We start from the raw sequence: 25439 nt of genomic DNA on the forward strand, positions 1-25439 counted from the left end.
TTTTCTAATTTCAATGTTTAATTTCCATTTACTTCTGAATCCTATACAGAGGCGATTAACCGTGTCTGCTGAATTCTAAGTTAAATTGTAAATCACTGTTTGATAACGACCCAGAGCTATCAAAGGAAAGTATTGTTGATACATATGATATTTGAGATAAAAATGGCAGGGGAAACCAGTACCTGTAAAATCTGCCTCATACCAAGTACCATCGGGCTGTTGAGTTGCCACTAGGTAGCCAATTCCCCGCTCAATGGCCTCAAGAGCTAATTTACCAGTTGCTTCACCTGCTGCCAAGAGGCCAATTAAAGCCCAAGCAGTTTGAGATGCAGTACTATTTCCTTTTCCTTTGAGACTGGGATCATCATAGCTACGGCAAGTCTCACCCCAACCACCATCTAGATTTTGACATCCAATTAACCAAGCTGCTCCCCGTTCTATACTGAGTTTGTGCTTTTGAGGGTCAATCAAGGCCAAGGCTGATAAAACGCCACTGGTACCGTAGATATAATTTACACCCCAACGACCAAACCAACAGCCTTCGGTTTCTTGTTCCCGCAGAAGATAACTAAGCGATCGCTCTAAATTATCACTATCAATTGTCAAGTTACAAGCACCAAGCATTTCTACGACTCTAGCCGTAACATCTGCGGTGTTTGGATCAATCATCGCTTTCAAGTCGCCATAGGGGATGGAATTGAGCCAATCTTGGTCATTGTCCAAATCAAAAGCAGCCCACCCGCCTGGTTTACATTGCATAGATGCAATCCAATCTAAGGCACGAGCGATCGCAGCCTGCTTGATTTTTTCATTAGGGAGTTTTGCAACATGTAGTGCCATCACCACAACAGCTGAGTCGTCTATATCAGGATAAAAGCGATTGTCAAATTCAAAAGCCCAAGCCCCTGGTTTTCCCTGGCGATTTTTGACAGCCCAATCTCCGTAATCCAAAATTTGTTTTTGCAGCAACCATTCTCCAGCCTTTACCACAGCCGGATGATCTGGTGCAAAGCCGGATTCTACCAAGGCACGCATCGCCCAAGCAGTATCCCAGACGGGTGAAACACAGGGCTGTACTCGGTAGCTATCCTCTGTTTCAATCGCAAAGTTATCAATTGCTTGCAAACCTCGTTCCACAATCGGGTCGTTTGGGTGATAGTCCAGACACCGCAAAGCCAGCATTGAATTCAGCATCGCCGGAATAATGCCGCCCCAGTCGCCTGTAGCTTCTTGCCGCTCTAAAATCCACTTTTCGGCAGCTTTGATACCTTCTTGGCGCAAGGGTACTAAATTCAGGCGTTCTGCCAACTTGAACCCATGATCAAGGGTGAGGAATAAATCTGTCCAATCGCCACTCTGGGGTAATTCCCACCGGACTTGATCAATACCTTCAACGTATAGCTGATCTAGGTTGATAGTTGGGTTAGTGATAAAAACAGGTTTGCGATCGCATACAACCAGTAGCGGCACTGTACTGGAACGTGCCCAACTAGACATTTCATAAATATTAACTGGAAAAGCTTTGGGCAACAGCATTATCCAAGGTGGTAGCGAGGGAATACCGCGCCAGTTATAGCAGCCAATCAAGGCTAGGTGCAACTTGGTAAAAATCCGAGTTTTGCTGATCCCACCCCGTTGGAGAATAAAGGCTTGCGCCCGAATCATCGCCGGATCGGTTGCTGGTACACCTAGCAGTCTTAATGCCATGTAGGCTTCAACCGAGGTGCTAAGTTCTCCGCCATCACCGTAGTAAAGTTCCCAGCCGCCATGCTCCCGTTGCTGTTGACGCAAATATGCTTCAACTTTGTGCAACGGTTTTGCTTGGTCTGTTCCCCAAATTTTATGGAGGAGGACGACTTCAGCAGTGATGGTGACATTAGATTCTAATTCTGCCCACCAATAACCTGCCGGATTTTGAATCGAAAGCAAATATTGTTGACTGGCTGCGATCGCTTCTGCAACTTGATTGACTTTTACCCTGTCTTGTGTTCGCATCAAATACTATTTAACCTCAACACTCAACACTAGTTATGAACACGGCAATACAATGAAAAAATTTTTTCTCTATTCAGTAGACATAGTATTCTGTCTGAGTTACTGAGAATTTGCAATAGCTCATGGGTGTAATTGTATTAGGATTGATGCTGTTATCCTTGACAATTTGGTTGGGATTACTGTGTTTTTGGGGACAATTTTGGCGGACAGACCAGCAATTAGAGGTTACAGAAACTCAGCTACAGTCGTTACCTACGGTTTGTGCGGTGGTTCCAGCCCGTAACGAAGCTGAATTGCTACCAACTACACTGCGATCGCTCCTACTCCAAGATTATCCTGGTTCTTTCAACGTGTTTTTGGTAGACGATCGCAGCACAGATCAGACAGCAATTTTTGCCGAAGGGGTTGCCCACGCTGTCGGTAAAGCCCAGCAATTGCATATTATCTCTGGCGTTTCACTGCCTCCTGGTTGGTCAGGCAAACTTTGGGCGGTTGAGCAAGGTATAAATAGCGCCAGTTTATTTGCACCTGACTATTTTTTGCTGACCGACGCAGATATTGAACATGATCCTGGTAATCTCCGCCGACTGGTTGCCAAAGCTGTCCAAGAAGATTTAGACCTGGTTTCAGTAATGGTGCGACTCAGGTGTGAGAGCTTTTGGGAAAAACTTTTAATTCCAGCTTTCGTCTTTTTCTTTCAAAAACTCTATCCCTTCCGCTGGGTTAATAATCCCAACAATCCCACAGCCGCAGCTGCTGGGGGATCTATTCTGATCGCCCGTGCAGCTTTAGAGCGAATCGGGGGTATTCAAGTGATTCGCAAAGCTTTAATTGACGATTGCGCCCTTGCTAACGCTGTTAAGCAGATTGGAAGACAAAGTAATTCTTTCCCCCCTGCCTCCCCCGGTCGGATCTGGCTAGGGTTGAGTACCTTGACTCAGAGTCTGCGTCCTTATAACTCGCTGGCGACGATTTGGGATATGGTTGCCCGTAGTGCCTATACCCAACTGAATTATTCTCCATTACTACTATTGGGAACTTTAGTAGGAATGCCTCTGATTTATCTAGTTCCACCGATGTGTGTAATTCTGGGTACAGTTTGGGGCAATTGGGCGATCGCATTTACAGGTTTATTAGGATGGCTATTAATGACCTTGGCTTACTACCCGACAATCCGCTTTTATAAATGTTCTCCCTGGTTAGCATTGAGCTTACCTGCGATCGCTTTTCTCTATACCTTGATGACTCTAGACTCAGCACTCCGTCACTGGCAAGGGCGCGGCGGCGCCTGGAAAGGAAGAGTTTACCCTAACCCAGATAATTTATAGTTGGGATAAAATTAAATTTCAAAATCGGTAGTGCTAATCTAAAATCAAAGTTAAGCCTAAAGTGGTTGATTAAAAGAGTTATGACACTGACTGGCTACGCTGATTTGGTAGTTTAGCGGTAACTGCGATATCTCACAACAAGCCACTCTGCGTCTACGCTATTGCCCTCATGCCCCCATCGGTGTGATTGGCTTAGGCTCCGGGCAAGAGAACCTGTCACACCTCGACAAGTAGATAGGACTTACGCACACTCTACGAATTCTCGGCGCTCTTGGCGTCTTGGCGGTTCGATAAATTAAGCTTTTTGGCAATTTTTTGCGTAAGTCCTAGTAGAGTTATTAGAAGAATTTATCGAACGATAAATGGGGCAACCATTCACTCTAATTTTTTTTGAAGTTGGTCAAGTGGAGGAAATTCGACATTCCAAATCCACACGCTGAAGTTGCTAATTTGGCATGAATGAGGAGAGAATCTATCAGTCAAGTACAAAATAACTTTCCAAAACGCAATAGTGGATGTTACAGAATTAGTCAAAGTTTTAATTATTCTCCTAATCGTTGCTACAGGTGTAGCTTTGCTATCCCGGCGGTTGCGAATCCCTTATGTTGTGGGTTTGGTATTAGCCGGTTTGCCGATCACTGAGCTATTATCTCGTCCGATTGGTTTAAATCCAACCCTTGTTTTGAATCTTTTTCTGCCAATTCTCCTCTTTGAAGCTGGTATTAATACAGATGTCAGCCGCCTACGCAGCACCTTTAAACCAATTGCCCTTCTAGCTGGGCCAGGGGCTGTACTTTCCAGTGGTATTATTGCCGTCCTGTTGAAATTTGGGCTGGATTTGAGTTGGATACCTGCCTTATTTGTAGGAGTAATGCTGGCAAATACTGATACAGTTTCAATGATTGCCATCTTTAAGGAAATACCGGTGCCCTCCCGGCTTTCTACCATCGTTGAAGGAGAAACCCTATTTAACGATGCTGCTGCCCTAGTTACGTTCAACCTGGTTTTGCAAGTATATTCGACAGGTTCACTCACCTTACTACAGGGAATCCAACAATTCGTATTTATCTCTCTAGGAGGCTGCCTCGTGGGGTTAGTCTTAGGCTACTTGAGCATACCTGTATTCGCCCGTTTGGATGATCCCCTTAGCAGTCTATTACTGACGGTAGCAGTTGCATTAGGGACTTTCCAGGCTGGAGAATTTCTCGATGTATCAGGTGCTGTCGCTGTAGTTGTGGCTGGATTAATTTTCGGGAATTTAGGGCTGTCTGGCAATACTTCTGCTTCTAGTCGCATCACCTTATTGAGTTTTTGGGAATATGCCAGTTTTACCGTTAACACCTTTATTTTTCTGCTGATTGGTGTACAAATAAACCTGGTAATGCTCTGGAGGACTTTACCTGCAATTCTACTTGCAGTTTTGGCTTATCAAGTCGGGCGAGTTCTTACGGTCTATCCACTGTTAGCAGTGGTTCGTTGGTTTGACCGCCCAATTCCACTGCGCTGGCAACATTTACTCTTTTTAGGCAACATCAAAGGTTCACTTTCAATGGCTCTGGCATTGAGCTTACCCACCACATTACCAGGGCGAGAAGTCCTCATCGCTATAGTCTTCGGCAGTGTACTGGTGTCGTTAGTTGCACAGGGTTTAAGTTTGCCTTGGGTGGTAAAACGCTTAAAATTATCTAAATTTTCAGAAGTTCAACAACAGGTTGAAGAATTACAAGCCCAGTTGATGACAGGTAAGGCAGCACAGGATGAATTAGATAGCTTGTTGAAATCAGGGGTGTTACCAAAAGCCGTTTATGAAGAGATGCGTTCAGCTTATCAGGTACGAATTGCTGGTGCAGAAAAGATACTGCGAGAACTTTATAATCGTCGTCCTGATGAGGTGGAAGGTAGAAGTGGCAAGACCAGTAAACTTGAAGCTATTCGCCGACGTTTACTGCTGGCAGAAAAAGGAGCACTCAATGAGGCAATGCGGAAGCGAATTCTCTCAGAAGAAATTGTGCGCGGGCGGATACAGACTCTTGATGAACAATTGCTGAAGTTAGAAGATGATTGAGGTAATTCATAATTATGAAAATAGAGATTAAAACTTACGCTTATTCATGATTAAGGTAAACACATCTAAATATTGACGAACCTAGATAGGAGGAGAATGCACTAAGACCGCAATTACATAGAACTTTCAGAAAATTAAATATTTACTCTCATATAGCAATCCTAAATCATTCGTGAAAAGTTAAATCCGCGACTTCTATAAGAAGTCAAGGATCTGGACACCGCGAATTTGAACGAAATCAGATAGGACTGCTATATGTCAGGAGTTAGAACTGCCTCCTGTTGTATGTATCTACAACAGCCCCTCTATCAATTGATCGAAATTGCGGCGATACACTTGTTGGGCGTATTCTTGCCACACTTTGTCTGACGAGTAGGGTGACAGTTTTAATGTTGCCTGTTGGACGTATGCCATTAATGGGTGACGAAGACACTCATATTTATCAAAAGCTTTGGCTATAGCTTGCGGATCATCCCAGTTATTCTCCTCAGCAATTTTAGCGATCAGTGTTGTAACTACTAGTGCATCTTCAAATCCTTGATTAGCTCCTTGAGCCATGAAGGGAGGCATTCCATGTGCGGCATCGCCAACTAATACAATTCGACCTACACTCCAGGCTGGTGGAATTTTGGCAGGATCAGCTTCAGTATTGAGGTCAATTGGGTTAGAAACTTGTAGAGAATCCGAAATGGTAGCGTGGTGAATATAGTATGGCCGCTGCTGCATCTTGGCAGGAGGAGATATACGTACTAATTGCTTAAGTGCATCAGGAAAGCCTGCCTTCTCCAACTCCTGCAAAGCTAAGTCAATTAAAGAACTTTCAGACTTTCCTTGCAATGAGTCTAAAGGCAAAGCAAGATGTATTGTGTACCCTAGTTGAGTAGTTGATCTATTAAATAAAATCATCCTGATGTTATTTATACAAACAGAATTTCCAGATATTTCATCATTAGCAATTGTTACAATTGGTGAGTCTTTAAAGAAATATTCTTCTAATTTAGTCCGCAGTTCCTTTGCTATCTCAGCTTCCCTACAAAATATAGCTGCAAATCCAGAGTATTCAGGTCGGGCAAAATTATGGTATTGACTATCTGTGTAAAGCAGCCTCCGAACTGTAGAATTAATCCCGTCTGCTGCAACAATTAGTTTAGCTCTAATCGATTTTGTTGCTAATTCTTGGGGGGCAACGTTTGAGTTTTGGGGCTGGGTGTCATTATGTTTCTGCGCCTCTGTCCAATACGCATAGGGGTTGGCTTCTATTCCTGTGTTAGCTACACAATCTATGCGTACACAACCGTTTTCCGGCTCATTCACAACATTAATACAACGGTGATTAGCTTTAACTCGGTCTTGGGGAAGTAGCTGTCTAAGGGTTGTCTGCAAATTGTACCAAGAAATTGACACTCGACCCTCGCCATAATCTTTAAACCAGTCATCGAAACTAAGCGATATTGACCGAATTATCTGCCCCTGTAAATTTTTATAAGCCCATTGAGGTGAAGTCTTTGGAGGTTGCTCTTGAGTAGGTTCAATAGTTTTCTGGCCATTAAACTGATTGGAATTCAAGAAACCAAGTCCAATTTTTTTGACTTCTTCGTAAGCGTTAGGATCTAAATGTTTGAGAGCTTGTAATCCATTGGGGAGTAGATCCAATCCTTGTCCAACTTCACGAAAGGCGCGAGTTTGATCGACGACAAGGACATTTTCAATACCACGTTTACGTAAGCCAATCGCAGTTGCTAACCCAATAGGACCAGCGCCAACCACTACAACATCGTAGATTTCCTGAGGAGTAGAAGGGGAGACAACAGAGCCAGGCAAGGTATCAGCTTTTGTTGATGTGTTTGTATATGTATGAGGACTTGATTTAGTTTCTAGCATATTTCTACACAGGAATCTTAGATAAAAACTGGGCAATGTGGAAAGCTATAGCCATCAAGTTATATAGCAGCACACAACAATATTAAAATCAAATACAAAAAGTTAGATATTTTGCGGCGATCAAACTTTTATCTAAAACACCAACTATGACCAATTCTGTATGAAGATGCGTCAAACTATATGAGGAAGGAACCACAAAGGGCGCATAGACACGAAGTGGCTTCTTTAAAATCTTGTTTCCAGCCTCTAGCTGGAAATGGTCTTTCATTGCGGTGCCGCTAGTCTTGAGGCGGAGCCTCTGATTAGGCATTCCCAGTTTGAGACTGAGAACGAGACACCTCTAAAAGCTTTTTCTAGGCAAGCTTGCTTTTACGTTAAGTTGACATGCATGAGCAATGCTGTGCCCCTAACCAACGTATTTGTATGATTACTCCACTATTCGTCTTCCAACTACAAATTAGGATATATTTTCTACTGATACCAATTCTGTATGAAGATGCACAGAATATTAAACGAACCGCCAAGTACGCCAAGAGCGCCAAGAATAGAGAGTTACTCATTTAGTGCAGCTTCACATTAAATTGGTATGAGATAAATCCATCAAGTTTGCCAGCTTGTAAACTACCCGCGCTCCAACATTGCCATCCCACTCCCCATCACCAACTTCGCAGATATCAAAGCCAATAATTTTTCTCCCACTATTGACTAATTCCCGGAACAGACAAAAAGTCTGCTCTAATTCCAACCCACCGGGAACAGGAGTACCTGTACTCGGACAGAGTTTTGGATCTAGACCATCTGCATCAAAGCTAATGTAAACGGACTCAGGTAAATGACTGATAATTTCTCGGCATAAATCAATCCAAGTTGTTCCAGAGTAAAGCTTTTGCTTAATGGCTGGGTCGTAATATGCAATAATGCGATCGCTAGATTGGTCAATCATTTGCACTTCATCATGACTAATATCACGCAAAGCCACCTGCACTAGCTTGGAAATTTGCGGTATTTTCATCGCATTAAACATTATAGACGCATGGGAAAACTCAAATCCTTCATAGGCATCGCGTAAATCTGCGTGGGCATCAATGTGCAAAATGCCATAGTTCGTGTACTTAGCCGCTAATGCTTGGAAATAACCTAACGGCGAACTGTGATCTCCACCAATGACTGCAACTCGCTTACCATTGTTAATTGCTTGTTGACAATTTTCAAACAGCCATTTATTAACCTGTTGACAAGCCTGATTAATTTCTGTCAGCACAGGTGTTAAATCTGGTGTATCTGAGAGTTGCTTCCCTTGGGCTAATCGCTCGATAATTTTTGCTGCCAAGGCGCGGTAGTATGTATTCTTCTCTAAAATATCCTGGGGAATTTCCACCATGAAAATTCCCTGCTTCCAACCATTAGGGTTATCAAAATCAAACAAATCTAATTGAGTCGAAGCATCTAGAATTCTCTGTGGGCCGTTAACTGTGCCTGCGCCATAGGAAACAGTGACTTCCCAAGGCACACCAAAGACAATCAAGTTTGCAGACTCGTAATCGCAGGGCAAACCTAAGAGGTTGCCATTTATTTCACCTACGCCGCTAGGATTGTAGTCTTGTAGTTGATTACTCATCGATTATCTTCTGGATTTACGTGGATGGACAGCAGGACATCTGTATTGTAATAGAGCTAATGCTTGAAGGGGACATAAGTATATCCCTGTTTGCCTCTTGGCGCCCCCACATCTTTTTTAGTTACCTCTTAATCTCTCGGTAAAATTTGTCTCAATTGTTCTGGTAGTAAGCCTTCAAAGAAACGCTCAATAGCTTGGCTGTTGCGTTGATACAAAATACCCAAATAGATCACAAATATTCCCAGAATAGTCAGCACAACCGGAAATAGTACAGCATTATTAAAAACTGTAGAGGCAAGGTATCCCAAATATCCAAATACACCTATTGCCCCAAAGACGATAAAAACTTTTCGTCTCAACAACACCGACAGCACCATTAAGCCTAAATTAATCAAACAATATATAAATTTTTGGAATTCGTTACCGTCTCCCATGAAAGAAAGACTAAACCAGAAAGGGATTAATCCAAACAGATACAGCCAAAAAGCAAAATCTCCATCCCGCCTGCGAGTGCGAATATCGACTAGGTACGCAACGATTAAACACGCGATACCAAACCACATAGAAACTAATGCTTGTTGCTTCCAATTAAAATCAGTTTTACCAAATAGCAGTGGTGTTAAATCCATCGATATGAAGTACAGCGAAAAAGCAATGGGAGCAGTCAAAAACGGAAACCGCACAAACTTGAGTGCAACTAAAGCTGCAATGATAGTTCCCACTTCCATGAAAAACCAGCTGCCTTTGATCCAATGATAGTAATCACGATACGTTCCCGGATCGGCTTGAATCCAAAATCCCGTCCATCTTTGCAGTCCATAAATCGCCAGGGGAGTCATGCAAACTGCGATTGTAAATAACAATCCTCCAGGAACTTTCAGATTTTGGTCGAACCACAGTCTTCTACCCATAATGACGAAGCAAAAGGCATAAATGCTGGCTAGGAGAAAAATTCCGCCACCGCCAAACGACTCCCAAGCTAGTACCATAAACCAAGTCATGGCAGAGATCACAATCAATGCGCCAAAGTAAAAAGCTACATTGGCAAAATTAAATTGAGGCCGATCGCTGTTACGCTCAGACAGTGCATCCCAAAGTGCATTCACTTGTTCCAAGGAGATTAAACCTTGGGAAGCAGCCCATTGCAAATCTTCTTTATAAACTTTCATATTTAAGATTTGGTTCGATTTTCTATATCCAATGACGCCAGTGGTTGACAAAAGTCACCATTTTTCTTTTATGGTATCGGGTCAAAGCGATCGCAAACCAAATATAAACAAACAATGCACAAAACGTCAGCAATGTCAAAAGCGGGCATAAATGCAGCCCCCTAACCTTTATCAAATTGAAAAGCTGCTAGTTTACATCATCATGGGCAAAGCGATTAAAGAGGAAATCTAGGGCATAATTACGCAGTTGGTAGTATTGTGGATCTTCCATAATCCGGGCGCGATCGCGTGGACGAGAAAAGGGAATTTCCATGACTTCGCCAATTTTTGCATGAGGCCCGTTAGTCATCATTACCAATTTATCTGCTAAAAATAATGCCTCATCAATGTCGTGGGTAATCATTAGCACTGTGCAGCGATTCTCATTCCAAATTTTGAGCAATTCTTCCTGTAATTCTTCTTTGGTGATTGCATCCAAAGCCCCAAAAGGTTCATCTAAAATTAAGACTTTAGGACGAATCGCCAAAGCACGGGCAATAGAAACCCTTTGTCTCATACCGCCTGACATTTGCATTGGTTTCTTTTCCATCGCATCAGCTAGTCCCACCATTGCCAAATGATCGCGCACGATCGCTCTTTTTTCGGCTTGTGGTTTGTTGGGATAAACGGCGTTAACAGCTAAGTAGATATTTTCAAAAGCTGTTCGCCACGGTAACAAAGCATAGTTTTGGAAGACAACCATCCTGTCTGGGCCGGGTTGGGTGATTGGCTGTCCTTCTAGCAATACTTGCCCAGAGGTAGGAAAGTTGAAACCAGATACCATATTTAAGAGCGTGGATTTACCACAGCCAGAGTGACCGATGACACAAATAAACTCCCCCTGTTCTACGTTGAGGTTAACGCCATCAAGTACGGTAAAAGGGCCGTTCTTTGTACGATAAACTTTGCTAACGTCTTTAATCTCTAGGAAAGGCTGGCGGCTGGTGGTTGCAGTGGCTAATGATTTTCCTAGTGTATTTGTAGCTTTTGAGTTGGGGTTTTGCATGGTATTTGGGGATTAAAAAGTACAACTCGATATTCTGACCTCTCTCCTTCTAAGGGCTACCGTGTACACACAAGTCTGAAATAGTTGATTAACCAGGGTTTTACCCCACCCTAACCCTCCCCTTGTAAAGGGGAGGGAACTAGATTTCTTTTTTCCCCCCTTTGCAAGGGGGGATTAAGGGGGGTAATGCGACTTATGTATACACCGTAGCCCCTAGAGGGAACTAGATTTCTTTTTTCCCCCCTTTGCAAGGGGGGATTAAGGGGGGTAATGCGACTTATGTGTACACCCTAGCCCCTAGAAGGTACTAGATTTCTTTTTTCCCCCCTTTGCAAGGGGGGATTAAGGGGGGTAATGCGACTTATGTGTACACCCTAGCCCCTAGAAGGTACTAGATTTCTTTTTTCCCCCCTTTGCAAGGGGGGATTAAGGGGGGTAATGCGACTTATGTGTACGCCGTAGCCCCTAGAAGGGGATGAGGCTTTGAGTTTTCCTCCTTTCCTTGTAGGGAAGGGGGTAGGTCTTTTGTTAATTTTTCCACATGAGGTGAAAAGTAAGATCATTAATGGAGTTCAAAGACTCATTAATGGAGTTCAGAAGTTCGCGCTTGATGTCCTACTTCTTCCACTTCCTCTTTCTCTCACGATTTTTTTATGAGGCGAGTCTTCTTCTAGGTGCATCAAGAACAACTTCCGCGACTGAAAAATCACGTTTAATCTGCAAACTGTTGAGATACGCTATTGGATCATCGGCGTTAAAGGGAGTACCATCGAACAGTTTGATGGGTTGGCGAATGTAGCTAATATCTAAACCTAATTCTCGTGCAGCAGTACTGAAGACACGAACTTGGCATACCCTTTCCACAACTTCTACCCAATTTCTGGGAAACGGAGTGTCACCCCAACGCGCCAATTGACTCATAATCCAAATTTGTTCGGTGCGGCTGGGGCGGTTAATGGCAGACTCAGAATAAAACTGGTGATGGGCATAGTCCCGCAATGGATGGTCTAAGTCACAGGTAAGACTATCTGAATCTTCAAGTTGAATGTATTCTAAATCAGTGCTGACGTACTCTCGCCCTGCTAAAATTTGGCGAATCTCTTGGGAATTATCGGGATTTGCACAATACTGGCAAGCTTCTAACAAAGCTTTGGTTAAGGCAATATGCGTATTTGGATAATTTTCTGCCCAATCTTCCCGCACTCCTAGAACTTTACCGGGGTGTCCCAGCCAAACTTCTAAGTCGGTAGCGATGGTAAAGCCGACACCTTCCACAGCCGCGCGGTAATTCCACGGTTCGCCGACGCAGTAACCATCAATGCTTCCAGCTTTTAAGTCGGCTACCATCTGCGCTGGGGGAATGGTCTTCATATCAACGTCAAAGTCGGGGTCAATTCCTCCAGCCGCTAGCCAGTAACGCAGCAGCAAGTTGTGCATAGATGCGGGATGTACTACCCCCATTGTATGCCTTTGTTCGCGGGTGAGAATCAGGTGATTTCTGAAGTCTGATAAGGTTTGTACACGTTGGTCGTAAAAGCGTTTTGCTAAGGTAATGGCGTTACCGTTGCGAGTCATGGTAAGGGCGGTGACAACAGGCAAGGGTTGGTTATTATGTCCTCCCAGTGTTAACCACATCGGCATTCCCGAAGGCATTTGAGCCGCATCTAAGTAACCGCCAGTCATGCCATCAACGATGCCGCGCCAGCTACTTTCCCGCACAAGGTTGACTTCATCTAAACCATGCTTGGTAAAGAAACCTTTCTCTTTGGCAACAGCTAAGGGGGCGCAAGCAGTCAGTGGCAAAAAGCCAATTTCTAGATTAACTTTTTCCAATCCATGACGAGCGATATCCGCAGTTTTTCGTGCCCGAATTTTCTTGATGCGTTTCTGCTGATTGAGGAAGTAAATCATTTCACTCCGCAAGCTGTAATAGCTGGGATGTTCTACAACTTCCATGCGTTTGCGGGGTCTAGGAATATCCACTTCCAAAATCTCCGCAATTTTGGATTCGGGGCCATTGGTTAGCATCACAATTCGGTCAGACAACAGCACCGCTTCATCAATATCATGAGTAACCATCACAGCAGTGACTTGATTTTCTTCGCAGATTTGCATGAGTTGTTCTTGCAAATTACCGCGTGTGAGTGCATCCAATGCACCAAAGGGTTCATCTAATAGTAGCAACTTGGGGCGAATTGCTAAAGCGCGGGCGATCGCAACTCGTTGTTTTTGTCCCCCAGATAACATTCCCGGCTGTTTGTCAGCATGGGGACGCAAACCCACCATATCTATATGTTTTTCAGTAATCGCTAGGCGTTCATGGGCTGGCAACCCTTTCATTACTGAATCTACCGCCAGGGCAATATTTTCTCTAACTGTCCGCCAAGGTAGTAGCGAATAATTTTGGAATACTACCATCCTGTCTGGGCCTGGTTTGATGATTCTTTGTCCTTCTAAAGTCACAAGACCTTGAGTGGGCAAATCCAAACCGGCAATCATATTTAATAAAGTGGATTTACCACAACCGGAGTGACCAATTAAAGAAATGAATTCTCCTTTTTTAATTTGGAGGTCGATTCCTTTAAGGGCAATATATTTGCCACCACCAGTTAATTCAAAAACTTTTTCAATTTGATCAACAGCTACAAACATAATTTATTTATCTTTTATCATTAGTCCTTTGTCTTTTGGTATTAGTTCTTAGTAGGCGGTCATTAGTCCTTAGCTTTTTACAAATGACCAATGACCAATGACTAATGACTATTTCTGTTCTGCTGGTAAAATCTTGTTTTGAAGCCAAACCATTGCTTTATCTAGGATTAAACCGACAACGCCAATATAAATTAGAGCCAATATCACTTCGCTGACGTTGTTATTTTGATAGGCATCCCAGATAAAAAAGCCAATTCCGACGATACCGGACATAACAATTTCGGCGGCAATAATCGCTAACCAAGCTAAACCAATTGCAATTCTCAAACCAGTGAAAATGTAAGGTAAAGCGGCAGGAATCAGAATATTAATAAAATATTCTTTGCGGCTAAGTTGCAGGACTTTGGCAACGTTGTTGTAATCTTGGGGAATTTGGGTAACGCCGACGGCAGTATTAAGTAAGATTGGCCAAATTGCAGTAATGAAGATTACGAATAAGGCGGCTGGTTCGTTTTGTCGCAGGGCTGCTAGAGAAATGGGAACCCAAGCCAAAGGTGGTACAGTCCGCAGTAGTTGAAAGATGGGGTCTAAAGCTTTGGACATGGTTTTATTCACCCCAATCAAAATGCCCAAGCCAATACCAACGATCGCTGCTAGGGTATAACTGATAGCAACTCGTTGTAAACTAGCCCAAATCTGCCAAAACAGACCTTTATCTATGCCACCTCTGTCATAAAAGGGCCAGAAAATTAGTACCCAGGTATCTTTAATAACCTGTATTGGGCCTGGTAATGTCGCACCGGGAGTGAAAGCGAACAGTTGCCAGATAATCAGGAAGATGAGGATGGCGATCGTTGGCGGTACAATGTCAGGAAATTGCTTTTGCAGACGAGATATAAAGCTGTTATTAAATCTAGGGGTTACAGGGCGTTTTTGGGCTATTGTCATGATGCTTTATTCTCTTGATTATTTGTCATTGGTCATTTGGCTTATAGAGACGCGATTAATTGCGTCTCTACTAAACACTAACTTTTTTGATTTTGAGACTTTTCAAATATTCTTCTGGCTTTTCAGGATTAAATTTGATGCCATCAAAAAATTCTTCTACACCGCGAGATGTATTTGTCGGAATATCGGCAGCGGCAATACCAGCTTCTTGAGCAGCTGCTTTCCAAATATCTTCACGATTGACTTTATTGATTAGTTCTTTAGCTTTTGCAGCATTATTCGTAATGTAATCTTGTGGTAAAAATCCCCAACGGACGTTCTCGACTATAAACCATAAATCATGACTTTTATAGGGATAAGAAACATTACCTTTCTCATCTTTCCAGTAATAAGCTGCCATTGATTTATCATCAATTTTGCGCCCATCTCCCATGTCATACTTGCCTTGATATGGAGTTGCCAGAATTTCCGGTGAGGGAAGATTAAAATAATTTCGTCCAGCCAGAATTTGCGCTGCTTCTTTGCGGTTATCAAAATTATCCAACCACTGCTGTGCTTCCATGATGCCCTTAAGTATCGCTTTCGTTGCCTTGGGATTTTTGTCAACCCAGTCGGCTCTCATGGCAAGGTATTCTTCAGGATGATTCTTCCAAATCTCTGCGGTTAATGCTGCTAGGTAGCCAATTTTCTCTTCAACAAGACGATATGGCCAAGGGTCGCCTGTACTGAAGGCATCCATTGTTCCTGTTTTCATGTTGGCGACAGTTTGAGCCGCAGGTACTGTAAGCAGCTTGACATCTGCATCAGGATCTATGCCGCCTGCGGCTAACCAGTAACGAATCCATAAATCTTGGTTGACATGGGGGAAAGTAAATGCAGCAGTGAAAGGTGTTGAGGATTTGAGTTGGGTTAACAGAGATTTAGCACCAGCAAGCTGCAAACTGATACCTTTACCTTGGTGTTTATTGGCGATCGCAATTCCGTTACCATGTGTAATTAACTGACACAGCACATACATCGGAATTTTTTTATTGCCTTTGGTAATTAAACCTTCTGTAATTAAATGCGGCATTGGCATTTGCCATTGACCGCCATCAATACCACCCCCCGCAGAACTAATTTCTACATTGTCCCGTGCTGAACCCCAAGAAGCTTGCTTAGAAAGATCAACATCAGTCATACCATACTTAGCAAAAAAGCCTTTTTCTTTAGCAATAATTAAAGGAGCAGCTTCTACAATCGGGATATATCCCAGCTTGACTTTCGTAGTTTCTGGTTTTTGTTCAGGGCTAATATTAGCAACTGTCTGAGCAGTTGGGACAACTTGAGAGTTATTACCAGTAAGGTTGTCAGGGGGATTTCCTAAACAGCCTTTCAGGAACACAGCACCCGCAGATACTCCCGCAGTTAAGATTAATTTGCGGCGGGAAATTTGATTAAAAAATTCTGTCATCAAGTCTCCTTCAAAATGAATTTTATTGTTTATAGCTATGACAAATTAGGCAAAGATAAACAAATTTATCTTGCATTATCAATAGATATATCAAGCTATGATAGTCGTGCCAATTCAACCTTTTTTGAAGAAAAGGCAATATAACTATCTTTAATAAACCTAATGACTTATATTAATTGATTGAAATCTACCGAGGAGGTAACTTTCCCTTGTTCAAATTAGTTTACTTGCTTTTAAAACAAAATAGTTAATTCCGAAAGGGAAATTATTAAATAAATATTATATTGCAGGTATAAGTAAAAGCTTATGTATCGCAGCCAACTATCTAAGTAAGTACTATTAAATAGTAATAAATCTATAGTTTATATAATCTTTTATTTATGATTACATCTCTAAGCAAGAAACAATAACATTAAAAATAAAATACGAAGTTTCGACTTTGACTTCTATAAATATTGCTAAGGATTCAGGTATAGCCCCTTCAAGGTGACTCGAAAATCTCTTTTTCTCTCTCTGCGCCCTCCGCGTCTCTGTGGTTTAAAAGTCTTTTATTTAACCACAGAGGACGCAGAGGACACATTCATATAATTCATAATTTCTTATAGCGTGTTAGCTCTGAACTCTCGATGCTCTGTTTTCGACCACTGATTATACAGTAGACCTCTTGCAAAATCCTTGAATCACCCCTCCCCAACCCTCCCCTTGTAAAGGGGAGGGAGCAAGATTTCAGGTTTCCCCCCTTTATAAGGGGGGATTAAGGGGGGTCTATTCGACTTATGCAAGAGGTCTAGTGTCTAAAATTTATGAATTATGAATTCATGATTATTTGGTCAAAGGTGGGCTATTGAGTAACGCCCTTTTTTAGTCAATACAGCGGTTTTGAATTGAAAACCGCTGTATCGTTGGCAATTAGACGGACAACCTCACAAGAATTAATCAACTTTTAAACTGTCGCTTTTACTAATGAAACTCTTAGCTATCGGTTAAAACTCCATCCAAGTCAAAGATAACCCTACTAAATTTCCGAGCGTGTATCTGCCAAGGTGGGAACTTGGACTTCTGTTTCAGCTTGTAAGTCGAAGTCATACCACTCGTTACGCCATTGCAGGCGAAACTTCAAACGCGTCCAGTTAGGTGGTAGGTTGGGACAGGCAACGGGGCCAAATTGAGTCATCCGAATCCCGCCAAACCCGAAAACTACCGCTTGCCATACTCCTCCAGCACTGGCGGCGTGGATTCCTTCGCCTGCGTTACGCCTGACATCCTCCAAGTCTACCAAGGCCGATCGCATAAAGTGCATATAGGCTTCGGTTGGTTGATTCATGTCGCAAGCTAAGATGGCGTGAATGGCTGGGCCTAGTGAAGAACCATAACTGTGGTCGGTGCGCTGGTTGTAATAGTCCCAGTTGGTAGTAAGGGTGTTATAGTCGTAGCGATCGCGCATTAAGTACAGAAGCATCAATACATCTGGCTGCTTGAGAATCTGCTTTTGGTTTGTGGCTTCAATTCCCAACAAACTTTGCAGAGATTTGCTGCGCGGTTCATAATCAGCGAAGTTAATGTCTTCTAACTGGAAAAAGCCTTCAAACTGCTCAATTAAACCTGTTTGGGCATCTTCATTCACAAATAGACGCTCTTGAATTTCCACCCATCGGTGCAGACGCTCTGTGGTTAAGTTGAGTTTTTGCCCCAGTTGGGCTGAGGTTTCAGGGTAAGCTTGCTTGAGCCAGTCCCACAGCGCTAAAGCTGACTGCAAATGCCACTGTACCATCAGATTGGTGAAGGCATTATTATCGACGCGATCGTGATTTTCATCAGGGCCAATCACATCTAAAATATCGTAGCTGTGGCGCTGTTGGTTCCATTGCACCCGACTTTCCCAGAAAACAGCCGTATCAAGGATAATTTCCGCGCCATAATCCCGCATCCAATCATCATCGTTGGTAGTTTGCCAGTAGTGTAAAACTGCATAGGCAACATCTGCGGTGATATGCACTTCAATGTCACCGCACCAGATGCGGATTAATTCGCCGTTGGGAGCTGGTACCCAGCGCGGAGTCACTTCATCCCCAGTAGTGGCACTTTCCCAAGCAAACATCGCTCCTTGATAACCTGCTTCTTGAGCTTTGCGTCTAGCTCCTGGTAAGGTGTGGTAGCGGTAGGTGAGCAAGTTACGTGCTAGGGCTGGTTGAGTTAAGGTGAGGAAGGGCAGGATGAATATTTCCGTATCCCAAAAGATGTGTCCGCTATAGGCAAAACCGGAGAGGGTTTTGGGAGCGATGCTCACCCGGTTATCGTGACGCGGTGTGACAGCTAGTAATTGGAAGAGATTGTAACGGACGCTTAATTGAGCCAAGCGATCGCCTTCTATAATAATGTCACTGTCTTGCCACACTTGATCCCATGCAGCAATGTGAGCTGCCAATAGTGTAGTATATCTGGGTTCATCAGCGAGTCTTTCTAAGGCAGCTGCGATCGGGACTTCTGTTTCTCGTGAAGTAAACAGGGTGACAATCTTTTCAACAGTCGCCGTTTTTCCTGGGTATAACTCAAAGGTGGTTGTCAAAGTAGGAGAACTAGAAGCATTTTCGATGCTCACGGGTATAGTTTCCTCACCATCTACTACTAACTTAGCTGCCATCCCAAGTTGAATATCTGAGTAGAGGGTTTGACTATTTAGCCAGATAATCTGATCTATGCCACCTTGGTTTAAGGTTCGCCAATGTTTAACGCCTTGGGTATCTGGTTCGCTGTCAAATCCTGCTTCGACGGTAATTTCACCCTGAAAGTCTACGGATGTAATTTGAGCGCGAATCGCCAAAACGTGTTGATCTGCTAAACTGGCGAAACGCTCGAAGTGAAAATCGAGGGTATGACCACTAGGACTACGCCACCGCAAATCACGGCTAACTAAACCTAAACGCAGATCAAGCCGACGTTCGTAGTTGAGAATTTCACCACTGTCCATGCTAAAGCAAACGCCTGCTACTTTAACTACCAATGGTAGCCAGTTGGGACAGTTTACAAGTTCAGTATGAGCAATTGTCACATCATCATAAACACCGTGGATGAGTGTAGCTGGTAAATCCTGGGAATACCCTTCTTCAAAAGTACCCCGCACTCCTAATAACCCATTACCAAGAGTGAAGACGGTTTCTTTGTGATGTAACTGCGTCGGGTGAAACTCCGTTTCAATAACGTTCCAGTCAGTAGTGTCAATCAGTTGTTGGTTTTGTTGAGAATTGTGAGTGGATACGTTGAGCATGAGTAATAAAACCTATGTCTTGGGGCTTGCTGTGGGTAGGATGCAGTACAATTAGGAGTAATCTTTTAGTGATTAACTCCTTTTCTCTAGCGCCTAGACTTGAATGTTGCCTAAACACCGAAAAAATACGTTAGTAATAACAGTAACGTTTCAAATTTCATCTGTCTAGAGTTATATTTACTTAATAACGTAAGCAAGAAGTAATAAATTTTAACTAGAAACGAATTGATCAGGTTTTTGCTGAATTTCTTTTATATTCGTCAGCTTTAGAATATAATTTATTGCACTGACAAATAGGCAGTATAATCTTAAATTATTTTTGTTTTTTATTTTTAATTTAAATTAGCAAGAAGCGATTAGATTCAATTCGGTTTATATCAAACCTAGAGCATCAATTCAGTACTCAAAAACCTAACCCCCCAGTCCCCAACGCTAGTAGTGAAGGGTTAGCTTAACTGCCCTCTCCTACAAAAAGCTACGGTGTACACATAAGTCTGAAAATAGCTGAAGAAGACAGGTTTTACCCCACCCTAACCCTCCCCTTATGAAGGGGAGGGAACCGGAAATCTTATTTCCCTCCTTTATAAGGGGGGTGATACGACTTGTGTATCACGGTAGCCTACGAAAAGAGGGGTAGAAGGAGAGGTTCTTGCACGATTACTGAATTGTGGTGTTCTAACTTAATATTTCTCCCCAATATATCGGGGGGATTAAGGGGGGTGATACGACTTGTGTATACACGGTAGCCTACGAAAAGAGGGGTAGAAGGAGAGGTTCTTCCAGGATTACTGAATTGTGGTGTTCTAACTTAATGAGGCTTTTCCTCGTTCCCATACTCTGCATGGGAATGCATTCATCAAGGCTTTGCCTCAATATTTAACTGCTGAAATTATTATCTCATCTCCACTATAACAGTTTTGGCTTTGATTCTTGCTCCTTAACGCTACAAGGGTTGGGGGTTAGGTTTGAGAGAAAGTTGCACACGGCGTAATGTTTTGTTCTTTTACCATAAGTGGTATATTGGCACTTGATCTGACGGAGTACAAACTATGCATAAGCCCACACGAGTGCCAAGTCGAGGTGTTGTACTCAGTACTACAGGACAGTCAGCGGGAGCAGGGGGAGTGGGCAGATGAACAAAAATTTTGGAAAAAGTAGTGTTTCCCTGTTTAAAGGCGTACCCCTAAGTTACATCTTGGTAGCGTTGTTTCTGCTGCAAATCTTCCTAGCTGTGGGATTAACTGCATACTTATCAATTAGTAACGGGCAAAAGGCAGTCAATGAGGTAGCTAGCGAATTGCGTCATCAAGTCGCCAATCGAGTAGAGCAGAATTTACAGACTTATCTTTCAACCCCGCGTCAAGTACTACGCGGTAATCAAAATATTATTGACATCGGATTGCTGAAGATGGAAAATCTTGCAACCTGGGAGTCATACTTAATAAAGCAGTTAGAGATTTTTCCTGATGCGATCGCCTTAACGGCAAGCAACGAACAGCAAGAATACTTAGCAGTCCAGAAGCTCAACGATCGCCAATTTTTGCTAAGATATGCCGGAAAGTCAACTGGCTACGACCTCTACACTTACAGAATTGACAATCAAGGTCAACGCACCCAACTACCAGAGGTGATCAAAAACTATGATGCGCGATCGCATCTTGATTATCAAGCAGCAGTTACCGCCAAAAAATTCACCTTTAGTCGGATTTTTACACCCCTCACCGAACCAACGCTTCTAATTAGTGCTTCTCTTCCTATATATAACTCCCAAGGTCAATTACTCGGAGTCAACAGCACTCTAACTCATATATCACAGATTGGGGATTTACTGCAAAATATTAAAGTTGGTAAATCTGGGCAAGTTTTTATTATCGAGTGATCGGGGCTATTAGTAGCAAGTTCCACAACGGAAGAACCATTCCGCCTCCAAAATGGTAAACCCATTCGGTTAGCAGCTTCTCAGAGCGGGAATTCTTTTACTCAAGCAAGCGCTAAATATTTGGCAACTAAATTTAGTAACTTTGACCAGATTCAAAGTTTAAAGCAACTAGATTTCTTCTTTGACGGCAAACGACAATTTTTAGAAGTTAGACCGTTACAGGGCGAACCAAATGTCAATTGGTTGATTATAGTGGCTGTCCCAGAAGCAGATTTTATCGGACAAATTGATCGCAACACTCAAAACACAATTTTTCTCTGTTTGGGAGGATTGGGACTAGCTACTTTACTGGGGATTGTCACCGCCCGGTGGATAACTCAGCCAATTCTCTACTTCAGCAGGGTAACAAAAGATTTAGCCGATTTTACCAATAACGAAGACTCAGTGGTGATAATACAGGGCATTAGAGAACTAAAGGTGCTGGGTGAATCTTTCAACGAGATGATGGAGCCGTTACGCAAAACCTTTAATGTATTGTCTACCAAAAATGAAGAGTTAGAATTGCAAGTTAAGCAGCGAACTCAAGAATTAAAGGAAGAGATCCAAGAACGGATTAACAGTGAGCGAAGATTAAGCCAGCATAATCAAGCACTAGCAGAACTGGCAAATCACAGGGCGATTTCAGAAGGAAATCTGGAAACAGCATTCAAAATCATCACCCAAAAAGCAGCAAATGCCTTAGAAGTAGAACGAGTAGGTGTGTGGTTATTCAATGGCGATGCCTACGGCGGGTTGCGCCAACGCACCAAATTACAATGTATAAGTCTCTATGAACGTCACAACCAGATACATTCGGCAGGTTTAGAACGCAACCTTGCAGATTATCCCATCTACTTTAAAACCTTAGTATCTGCCCGTACCATCGCCGTTACCGACGCTCGCACTGATCTACGAGTACAAGAATTATCGGATGAATTGATAGAACCAAAGAATATTATATCCCTAATTGATACCTCTATTTCGGTTAGTGGCGAAGTAGTAGGAACAGTATTGTATGAGCAGATTGAGACTCCCCGGACATGGGAACTGAGTGAGCAAAACTTCGTTAGCTCAATAGGGGAATTTGTCGCCCTGACTTTTGACCTTTTCAAATTATTTCAACCTTTTGTGCAAGTTGAAAATTCCTCTATCGGTCGAGCAGCGGGCACTGGTTTAGGATTAGTGATGGTGCAAAAAATTGTCGAGTTGCACGGTGGGACTGTCCATGCCGAAAGTCAGTTAGGGAAAGGTAGTCGATTTACAGTCAAACTCCCTTGGAAAAAGGTTGGGGAGTGGGGAGTTAGAACTAATTATTAATTCATCGTTTTGATAATCTTTAAGAGGATGTTTGAAAAGTCCATAATGATGTATCAAATATTTTTTACCCCTCCCTAACTCTCCCCGATGTATTGGGGAGGGAATCGAATTTTTCTTGTTTCCCCCCAATATATCGGGGGGATTAAGGGGGGTAACAACGCAATTAAAATTACACTTAACCACTTTTCAAACAACCTCTAAGCTATGTGACGATAAGTAGTAAATGGTAATCCAGTACGCTGCTTTACATCAATCAATGATTTATAGTCACCTCGTTGTTGCCTTTCTGCAACAATTTGTTCTGCGATCGCTCCATCTAGTCCACAGGTAATTAATTCTTGAGTTGAGTATATGTTTAAGCGTTTCCAAGAATATTCAGCTTCTTTTTTGTAGTTGTAGCTAAAAGTAATTAACGGTGTAATTCTAGCTACTTGCTTTTCGGGAATTCCGGCTATTTCTATTAACTCTTCTACATGAGTGAAAACATATCCTTCATTCATTAGGGATTCAATATTATTTGCATAAACTATGGGTAGCCCTAAATAGTTAACTAGTTCATTTTTTGAGCATTCATTAATATCTACTTTGTTACGAGTATTCGCAACTAACTTTGCTAACTCTTGTTCTTCAGGAATTGCTAAGTTTTTCGGATAACTTTTGACTAAAAAAGCTTTTCTGAGGTAGAAAGCAATACCAATTTGAGCTATCCAAATTACAAATGCTAAACTATTTGCAGATAAAGCAAAAGCTAAAACAGAAGTGCTAATTCCTATTACAATCCAAGTATTAGTCTTGGATTTATAACCTGCATAGGCAATAGCAAATCCCCCCAATGTTGGAATTAATGATAACCACACCCAAGCAGGAGTTTGTTGAAACCAAGATTTAGATTGTGACACAGTAAATCAACTAATGTTTTAATTTACAAATATTTCAGAAGGTTTTGCCGTTTTTCTTCATACTCTTCTGCGGTAATTACACCAGATTCAAAAAGATTTTTTAAATCAGCTAACGCACTGGTTGCATCTTTAGCAGATACTACTCCACCTGCGATTGCTATACCTTGATTATACTTTGTATTAAATTCTGTATCTGACATGAAAATTAGCACAAAAAACTCAACGAAGGCTATTAATCCTGGGATAAAAGTCCAGGAAAACAATAAGTACAAAATACCTGCTACATTTTGTCCTAGATAAAATTTGTGAATTCCCACCCAGCCGCAAAAAAAACAAAGCAGAATAGCTGTAGATTTAGTTTTCATAACATTTCCTTTCTTGATTAACTATAATAAATATTTTCTGGCATTCAATCAAAACAAAAGTTTTGGACTTCCCAGATTATTTATGTGATTTACTACTAAATTTGGTTGTAATAAAATAAATAAAGATTATACATAGCTGAGATTCCATTAAGACTAAATATCCTTTGACTAGGTAATTAAAATCTAGGTTGGAATTGAAATAAAAAATCAGACAACCAATTGCTATATATGGAACCAGACGCAACCGATGAGAATTTAGTATTAATCTTTGGTTTTTCAAGTTGCTCATCAGGTGATAAAGTTATGTTGACAAAAAATTGCTGATAAACAATTTATAGGTCACTAAAAAGTTGCTTGATTTAAGAGAAACTTGATCTACAGGTAATTTTAGTTAAATTCTCTCTTTAAAACCTCACAAAATTTACCTATTTTATTTTAATTTAAATCAACATATTTCCGTAAACTTTCTGATGACTAAAGTAAATTCAAAAGCAAAAAAACTCATTGAAGTTTTGCATTTATTGCTGTTTTAAACAACAAAAGAATGCAAAAATAAAATATTATAGATGGGGATCAAAGAACAATCTTGTGTCTTTAATCGTGTAGTTTAAATACAGACGGGACTATGCAGTTTTAGTGTTATCATTAGCTGGTTCCTTTGGAGTCGCCCTCAAGGGTGTTATCTTGGTTTTACGGGTGCGTTTGCTTTTGCGAATACCCCCAGCTATTTCATATTGACTGCTGTCTGCACCGTAGGTAAATGCAACTGCAATTAGCATTTTATCAGTAAGGTCAGTTAAAGTTTTTTCCAATTCATCCATCTCGCTTTTAGAAGAGTCAATCACAGACAGAGCAGTGTTATAAGTATCAATTTTTGTGCGTAATTGCTGACTGACTTGTGTTATATATTGCAAGTTGCGAACATCTCCAAAATCCATTTCAGGATTAATTGCTCTGAGTCCAGCAACTCTTAATTCAGCTTTTTCTAAAGCGCGGTATGTACGTTTTTGACGAGGCATACATATATTGTTTTAATTGTGTTCTAGAGCTAGCTTGCCTTACTAAGGCTAGATTTAGGCTCAGTAGAATCCACAAAAATTACTAACAAGTGTAATATTAACTTCAGCAATATTAACGACAAGCATTTCGTTCAAATTCGCGGTGTCCAGATCCCCCACTTATTTTAGAAGTCGGAAATCTAACTTTTCACGAATGATTTAGGATTGCTATAGTAACAAAAAAATCGTGATTATAAGAAAAAAATCATGATTATAAGAAAAAAATCATGATTATAAGAAAAAAATCGTGATTATAAGAAAAAAATCATGATTATAAGAAAAAAATCGTGATTATAAGAAAAAAATCGTGATTATAAGAAAAAAATCGTGATTATAAGAAAAGAATCTTAGATATAAGACGCAATGAGTTGAAAAACCAACGCTGGGGTATCTTAAATCTGAAATACTCAGATAAATCTAAATTTTTTAACTTAAATGCCGAATTTAGCTAATAGGGTGCGTT

The 25439-nt window shown here is 41.7% G+C and carries 16 protein-coding genes; 4 read left to right on the forward strand and 12 right to left on the reverse strand.

Going from position 1 to position 25439, the window contains the following annotated elements:
* Window positions 1-75: 75 nt before the first annotated feature.
* Window positions 76-1995 (reverse strand): squalene--hopene cyclase, encoded by a 1920-nt coding sequence (gene shc, locus V7K35_RS22705; RefSeq protein ID WP_335081829.1) that lies wholly within the window; start codon window positions 1993-1995, stop codon window positions 76-78.
* Window positions 1996-2117: 122 nt separating this feature from the next.
* Between shc and V7K35_RS22710 the strand changes: the two genes are divergently transcribed.
* Both V7K35_RS22710 and V7K35_RS22715 read left to right on the forward strand, forming a co-directional pair.
* Entirely contained in the window at window positions 2118-3323 is a 1206-nt protein-coding gene (locus V7K35_RS22710; RefSeq protein WP_335081832.1) for a glycosyltransferase, read from the forward strand.
* A 511-nt stretch (window positions 3324-3834) separates the two neighbouring features.
* Window positions 3835-5388, forward strand: coding sequence for a cation:proton antiporter (locus tag V7K35_RS22715; RefSeq protein WP_335081834.1), 1554 nt, complete (start codon window positions 3835-3837; stop codon window positions 5386-5388).
* Between the two features lie 291 nt (window positions 5389-5679).
* Here the strand turns inward: V7K35_RS22715 and V7K35_RS22720 are convergent, their stop codons facing one another.
* The 8 genes from V7K35_RS22720 to V7K35_RS22755 form a co-directional block, all read right to left on the reverse strand.
* Window positions 5680-7269 carry an FAD-dependent oxidoreductase gene (locus tag V7K35_RS22720; RefSeq protein ID WP_335081838.1) on the reverse strand — a complete coding sequence of 530 codons (1590 nt, stop codon included), beginning with the start codon at window positions 7267-7269 and terminating at the stop codon, window positions 5680-5682.
* Between the two features lie 571 nt (window positions 7270-7840).
* Entirely contained in the window at window positions 7841-8887 is a 1047-nt protein-coding gene (speB, locus tag V7K35_RS22725) for an agmatinase SpeB (RefSeq protein ID WP_335081840.1), read from the reverse strand.
* Window positions 8888-9015: 128 nt separating this feature from the next.
* Window positions 9016-10056: a hypothetical protein gene (locus V7K35_RS22730; protein ID WP_335081843.1), complete on the reverse strand. Its 1041-nt coding sequence runs from the start codon at window positions 10054-10056 to the stop codon at window positions 9016-9018.
* A 187-nt stretch (window positions 10057-10243) separates the two neighbouring features.
* Window positions 10244-11101 carry a nitrate ABC transporter ATP-binding protein gene (locus V7K35_RS22735; protein ID WP_335081845.1) on the reverse strand — a complete coding sequence of 286 codons (858 nt, stop codon included), beginning with the start codon at window positions 11099-11101 and terminating at the stop codon, window positions 10244-10246.
* Window positions 11102-11752: 651 nt separating this feature from the next.
* Complete coding sequence (locus V7K35_RS22740) at window positions 11753-13753, reverse strand: ABC transporter ATP-binding/substrate-binding protein (protein ID WP_335081847.1); 2001 nt, start codon at window positions 13751-13753, stop codon at window positions 11753-11755.
* A 108-nt stretch (window positions 13754-13861) separates the two neighbouring features.
* A complete protein-coding gene (gene ntrB, locus V7K35_RS22745; RefSeq protein WP_335081849.1) occupies window positions 13862-14701 on the reverse strand; it encodes a nitrate ABC transporter permease in 840 nt (279 codons plus the stop codon).
* A 70-nt stretch (window positions 14702-14771) separates the two neighbouring features.
* Window positions 14772-16154 (reverse strand): CmpA/NrtA family ABC transporter substrate-binding protein, encoded by a 1383-nt coding sequence (locus tag V7K35_RS22750; RefSeq protein WP_335081851.1) that lies wholly within the window; start codon window positions 16152-16154, stop codon window positions 14772-14774.
* Between the two features lie 1015 nt (window positions 16155-17169).
* Window positions 17170-19419, reverse strand: coding sequence for a glycoside hydrolase family 65 protein (locus V7K35_RS22755; protein ID WP_335081854.1), 2250 nt, complete (start codon window positions 19417-19419; stop codon window positions 17170-17172).
* A gap of 1132 nt (window positions 19420-20551) precedes the next feature.
* On the opposite strand from V7K35_RS22755, the gene V7K35_RS22760 reads away from it, so the two are divergent.
* Entirely contained in the window at window positions 20552-21298 is a 747-nt protein-coding gene (locus V7K35_RS22760) for a cache domain-containing protein (RefSeq protein ID WP_335081857.1), read from the forward strand.
* A gap of 120 nt (window positions 21299-21418) precedes the next feature.
* Complete coding sequence (locus V7K35_RS22765; protein ID WP_335081860.1) at window positions 21419-22654, forward strand: ATP-binding protein; 1236 nt, start codon at window positions 21419-21421, stop codon at window positions 22652-22654.
* Window positions 22655-22851: 197 nt separating this feature from the next.
* Here the strand turns inward: V7K35_RS22765 and V7K35_RS22770 are convergent, their stop codons facing one another.
* The 3 genes from V7K35_RS22770 to V7K35_RS22780 all read right to left on the reverse strand — a co-directional run bounded on the left by V7K35_RS22770 (window position 22852) and on the right by V7K35_RS22780 (window position 24937).
* Window positions 22852-23553, reverse strand: coding sequence for a helix-hairpin-helix domain-containing protein (locus V7K35_RS22770; RefSeq protein WP_335081862.1), 702 nt, complete (start codon window positions 23551-23553; stop codon window positions 22852-22854).
* A 23-nt stretch (window positions 23554-23576) separates the two neighbouring features.
* Entirely contained in the window at window positions 23577-23918 is a 342-nt protein-coding gene (locus V7K35_RS22775; RefSeq protein ID WP_335081864.1) for an NINE protein, read from the reverse strand.
* A gap of 623 nt (window positions 23919-24541) precedes the next feature.
* Complete coding sequence (locus tag V7K35_RS22780) at window positions 24542-24937, reverse strand: hypothetical protein (protein ID WP_335081867.1); 396 nt, start codon at window positions 24935-24937, stop codon at window positions 24542-24544.
* Window positions 24938-25439 lie beyond the last annotated feature (502 nt).

This window comes from Nostoc sp., assembly GCF_036917275.1.
Taxonomy (GTDB): Bacteria; Cyanobacteriota; Cyanobacteriia; order Cyanobacteriales; family Nostocaceae; genus Nostoc.

Coding starts and splice junctions, on each gene's coding strand:
- shc (WP_335081829.1), bottom strand. CDS start 1,995: ATGCGAACACAAGACAGGGTAAAAGTCAATCAAGTTGCAGAAGCGATC.
- V7K35_RS22710 (WP_335081832.1), top strand. CDS start 2,118: ATGGGTGTAATTGTATTAGGATTGATGCTGTTATCCTTGACAATTTGG.
- V7K35_RS22720 (WP_335081838.1), bottom strand. CDS start 7,269: ATGCTAGAAACTAAATCAAGTCCTCATACATATACAAACACATCAACA.
- speB (WP_335081840.1), bottom strand. CDS start 8,887: ATGAGTAATCAACTACAAGACTACAATCCTAGCGGCGTAGGTGAAATA.
- V7K35_RS22730 (WP_335081843.1), bottom strand. CDS start 10,056: ATGAAAGTTTATAAAGAAGATTTGCAATGGGCTGCTTCCCAAGGTTTA.
- V7K35_RS22735 (WP_335081845.1), bottom strand. CDS start 11,101: ATGCAAAACCCCAACTCAAAAGCTACAAATACACTAGGAAAATCATTA.
- V7K35_RS22740 (WP_335081847.1), bottom strand. CDS start 13,753: ATGTTTGTAGCTGTTGATCAAATTGAAAAAGTTTTTGAATTAACTGGT.
- ntrB (WP_335081849.1), bottom strand. CDS start 14,701: ATGACAATAGCCCAAAAACGCCCTGTAACCCCTAGATTTAATAACAGC.
- V7K35_RS22750 (WP_335081851.1), bottom strand. CDS start 16,154: ATGACAGAATTTTTTAATCAAATTTCCCGCCGCAAATTAATCTTAACT.
- V7K35_RS22755 (WP_335081854.1), bottom strand. CDS start 19,419: ATGCTCAACGTATCCACTCACAATTCTCAACAAAACCAACAACTGATT.
- V7K35_RS22760 (WP_335081857.1), top strand. CDS start 20,552: ATGAACAAAAATTTTGGAAAAAGTAGTGTTTCCCTGTTTAAAGGCGTA.
- V7K35_RS22775 (WP_335081864.1), bottom strand. CDS start 23,918: ATGAAAACTAAATCTACAGCTATTCTGCTTTGTTTTTTTTGCGGCTGG.
- V7K35_RS22780 (WP_335081867.1), bottom strand. CDS start 24,937: ATGCCTCGTCAAAAACGTACATACCGCGCTTTAGAAAAAGCTGAATTA.